The 4587-nt window shown below is 66.8% G+C and carries 3 protein-coding genes; all 3 read right to left on the bottom strand.

What is annotated here, in order from left to right:
• Nucleotides 1-951, bottom strand: a 951-nt coding sequence (locus tag RSO01_RS02320) for an MBL fold metallo-hydrolase (protein ID WP_147145783.1), incomplete at its 3' end; no start/stop codon positions are given.
• A gap of 357 nt (nt 952-1308) precedes the next feature.
• The gene (locus RSO01_RS02315) at nt 1309-2259 is read right to left on the bottom strand and encodes an aldo/keto reductase (RefSeq protein WP_147145782.1); all 951 of its coding nucleotides are present in this window, start codon (nt 2257-2259) and stop codon (nt 1309-1311) included.
• A 101-nt stretch (nt 2260-2360) separates the two neighbouring features.
• A complete protein-coding gene (locus RSO01_RS47065) occupies nt 2361-4400 on the bottom strand; it encodes a mechanosensitive ion channel family protein (protein ID WP_170302800.1) in 2040 nt (679 codons plus the stop codon).
• Nucleotides 4401-4587 lie beyond the last annotated feature (187 nt).

The raw sequence follows: 4587 nt of genomic DNA, 5'->3' as shown, positions 1-4587 counted from the left end.
GCCGGCGCGGCACACCGCGACGATCGGCTTGTCCTTGGGCAGCTCCCTGGCACGCTGGGCGAGCTCGCCCAGCGGCAGCAGCGTGGCGCCGCGGATGTGACCCAAGGGCCCGGTGAACTCGTTGGGCTCGCGCACGTCCAGCACCTGCACCTTGCCGAGGTTCTCCTCCAGCCAGTGCGGCTCGACCTCCCAGACGCCGCCGAAGGTGAAGCGCAAGGGCGCCCATTGCGGATCGGGTGGTGCGCCGGCCTCGTTGCCGGGCTGGCCACAACGCAGGTTGGCCGGCACCGCCTCGTCGATCTTCTTGGGGTGCGGCAGGTCGAGGTTCTTCATGTAGCCGACATAGTCGCCCTCGCCGACCTCGCCGCCGAGCCGCGGATTGAACTTCTTCTCCTCGGCGACGCTGGTGGCGGTGAGTCCGCGATAGTCGTGCGCCGGATAGAGCAGGCAGCTCTCCGGCAGCGAGAAGATGCGCGATCGCACCGATCGGTAGAGCGCGCGCGGATCGCCCTGCTGGAAATCGGTGCGGCCCGAGCCGCGGATCATGATGCAGTCGCCGGTGAAGGCCATGCTCTCGTCATCGAGCACGTAGGTGACGCAGCCGCTGGTGTGACCGGGCGTGGCGCGCACTTCCAGCGAACGGCGGCCGAACTCGATGCGGTCGCCATCGGCCAGCTGGCGATCGGCGCCGGCGGCGCCGGCCGCTGCCGAGAGGGCGATGCCGCTGCCGAGCTTCTGCTTGAGGAGCCAGGCCCCGGTCACATGGTCGGCATGGACGTGGGTGTCCAGCGTCCACAGCAGTTTCAGCCCCAGCTCGCCGATCAGTGCCGCGTCGCGGCGGACCTGCTCGAACACCGGATCGATCAGCAACGCCTCACGCGTCGCCGAGCAGCCCAGCAGGTAGGTGTAGGTCGAGGAGGTCGGATCGAAGAGCTGGCGGAAGACGAGCATGGGGAAATTCTACCACGTTCGCCTCATCCTTCCTCCCCCGTCATACGGGGTCATACGGGGGAGGGTAGGGAGGGGGAAAGCGGCAAAGATGGCTTCTGAGTTTTCAGATCATGATCTGAAAAGGCGCGGCACCACGACTGAGGCTCGCCCCCTCCCTACCCTCCCCCGTATGACGGGCAGGGCAATCGCATGTGGCGTTTTCGGATTCCGATCGTGCACCAAGGGCGGCCGGCGGATTCCGAAATTGCGCTGGCACAGCTCGGCGGATTCCAACCTTTCGCCAAGCCCCGCAAAATGGGCCACATGCGATAGCCCTGGTATGACGGGGGAGGAGGCTGAGGTCCTCGACCTGGACCGTCAGGCGCTGGCCTTGTCGAGGGCCGCCACCGATTCGGCATCGAGCTTGAGTGCGCCGGCGGCAAACAGGTCCTTGAGCTGCTCGAGGCTGGTGGCGCTGGCGATCGGCGCGGTGATCGACTTGCGCTGCATGATCCAGGCCAGCGCCACGGTGACGTTGGTGGTGTTGTGCTTCTTGGCTGCCGCATCGAGCGCGTTCAGGACGGCGATGCCCTTGTCGTTGAGGTACTTCTTGACGCCCTGCCCGCGCGGGCTCTTGCCGAGATCGGCCTCCGACCGGTACTTGCCGCTCAGGAACCCGGCGGCCAGCGGCCAGTACGGGATCACGCCCAGCCCTTCCTTGACGCACTCCTGCTCGAGCGGGCCCTCGAACAGCGGGCGCTCCAGGAGATTGTAATGCGGCTGCAGGCTGACATAGGCCGGCAGGCCCTTTTCCTTCGAGATCTTGGCCGCCTCGGCAAGGCGCGGCGCCTCGAAGTTGGACGCGCCGATATAGCGGATCTTGCCCGCCTTGATGAGCTCGTCGTAGGTCGAGAGAGTCTCCTCCTGCGGCGTGTCCTTGTCGTCGCGATGCGACTGGAAGAGATCGACGTAGTCGGTGTTGAGGCGCTTCAGCGAGGCATCGACCGACTTCTTGATGTGCGCGCGCGACAGGCCCTGCCCTTCGTTCGGCATCTCCATGCCGCACTTGGTGGCGACCTGGACCTTGTTGCGCTTGGCGGGATCCTTACGGAACCAGCTGCCGATCACGACCTCCGATTCGCCGCCCTTGTGGCCGGGCGCCCAGCGCGAATAGACGTCTGCTGTGTCGATGAACGAGTAGCCCGCGTCGACGAAGGCATCGAGCAGCTTGTGCGACGTGGCCTCATCGGCCGTCCAGCCGAGCACGTTGCCGCCGAAGACGAGAGGGGCGAATTCGATGCTCGACCGACCGAGCTTGCGCTTCTCCATGATGCTTCTCCCATGAGACGAGTAAAAGGGAGCCCCGCCCCTCGGGCCTGAACCCGAGGCGGAGCTTACCCTGCGATCATAGCGGCTGGAGCCGGTCCCGCCTACTCCGCGGCTTTGGCCGGCGCCGGCGGGGCCTCCGCCGGCGGCGCGGCGGCCGCAGGCGCGGCCGCTGACGGCGTTATCGTCGTTGCAGTCGCCACGGGCACCATGCCCGGGATGGTGAATGGCATGGTCGGCGTGGCGAACTGGATGCCGACCTTGGGCAGCTGCTCGTACATGCGGCGCACTCCCATGCGCTGGATGGCGCTGGGATTCTTGGGCCGGGCCATGAACTTGAAGCGCACGATCAGCGAGGAGTCCTTGATGTCGACCACGCCCTGCATCTTGAGCGGCTGCATCAGGATCGGCTTGAAGGCCGGTTCCTCCATCATGTCGGTGCCGATCTTCTTCACCGTCTTGCGCAGCAGCTCGACGTCGGTACCCGGGGCGAAGGCGAGGTTGAACTTCACCACCGTCCAGTCGCGGCTGAAGTTGGTGATGTGCATGACCTGGCCGAACGGTACGATATGGAGCTGGCCGTTCTGGTGACGCAGCTTCAGGCAGCGCACGCTGAAACCCTCGACCGTGCCCTTAACCTTGCTGCAGTCGACATACTCGCCGATGCGGAATGCATCCTCGGCCAGGAAGAAGATGCCGGAGACGACGTCGCGCACCAGAGACTGGCTGCCGAACGACACGGCGAGGCCGAACACCGAAGCGCCGGCGATCAGCGGCGTGATGTTGACGCCGAGCTCCGACAGCACCAGCAGACCGCCGACCACCAGGATGACCGAGCCGGCCATGGCGCGCAGCAGCGGCATCAGGGTGCGCAGCCGTGAGGCCGCCACCTTGACGTCGTCCTCGGAGTCGGCCGCGGCATCGGCCGACGGCAGGGGGTTGGCGGCGATGTAGGAATCCATGCGGAAGCGCAGGAACCGCCAGAAGGCGTAGATCGCCACCAGGGAGATCGCCGCGATCTTGGCGCCGCGATCGTGCGCGACCCATTCGTCGGCGGTCATGGCGCCCAGCACCCTCACCATCAGGGCGTCGGCGATCAGGATGATGGCGTAGAGCCGCGCGATCAGGCGCAGGCAGTCGGCGACGACGTCGCCCGCCATCGGCAGCTCCGAGACGATGTGGCGGGTGACGCGATGCATCAGCGTCTCGAACAGCAGCAGCACCAGCAGCGTCGTTTCGATCATGCCCAGGCCGCGCGCGGCGGTGCCACTCTCGGTCAGGGCGGCATAGACGGCCGCCGCGCCCATGGCGGCGTAGAAGGCCAGGCCGAACATCCACCAGCGGTGCGCTGCGTCGAGCTTGAGCTGGCGGCCGACCTTGCGATCGGACACCATCGCCGACAGCCAGGCCGCCATCTCCTTGTGCCAGTGCCAGACCACCCACAGCAGGCAGGCCGCGATCAGCGGCGCGTAGAGGATGATGGCGGCGCTCACGACCTCCTTCGGAGCGCCGGTGTTCAGCAGGGCGCGGCCGAGATGGTTGGCGATCAGCGGCAGGACGACCACCCAGTTGAGCGCGATCAGAAGGCTGCGCGCGGTCGCATCGTCGACCGGGGCGATGCGGCCTTCCGGCGTTGCCGGCCGCAGGAAGGCACGGAACAGGAGGTTGAAGGCGCGCCAGTAGAACAGTGCCTGGAAGACCTGCTGGCCGAGCAGATGGCCGATGCTCTGGGGATCTCCCATGCGGGACAGCACGACGCGGCCGGCGATGAACAGCGCCACAAGGGCGACGATGTCGAGCATCAGGGCTGCCCCGAAAGCGCGAAGCGGCGAATGGCCGACCAGACGGTCGATGGTCCGGACCCGCAGGCGGCTCAGCAACAGGCGGGCGACGACTTCGGCCGCCAGGCCTGCGACCACGATGCCCAGCAGCAGCAGGGCCGTGCGACCGTCGATGATACTGGGCAGCTGCCACAGATGCCGGCCCAGGGCGGGGATCTGCTGGACGGTGAAATCCACCCGCTCGGTCAGGACCTTGAGGAAGGCACTGTCGGCGGCATAAGCCGATTGGGCGGCCGCCGCGCAAGCCCATTCGCCGACGAAGCCGCCGACCATGGCCGCAATGCCGAATCTTGACCGTTTCATACGTTTGACCCCATTTGACGGCCGGCAAAGCCTAAGCCAAACGGCCCGGCATCGCCATCTTCGCGCCCTTTGTCTGTGATGTGTCGCCGACGGCGTAACTCTCATCCAGCGCAGCGCGGACCGCGGGCTCCCGCCCGCTCATCGTCTTCCGGACCGCGAGCCTCCGGCTCGCTCATGATTCAAGAGC

The sequence above is a fragment of the Reyranella soli genome, assembly GCF_007992495.1.
Taxonomy (GTDB): domain Bacteria; phylum Pseudomonadota; class Alphaproteobacteria; order Reyranellales; family Reyranellaceae; genus Reyranella; species Reyranella soli.
Note: the sequence above shows the minus strand (reverse complement) of the source record. Positions and strands in the feature narration are given on the sequence as shown.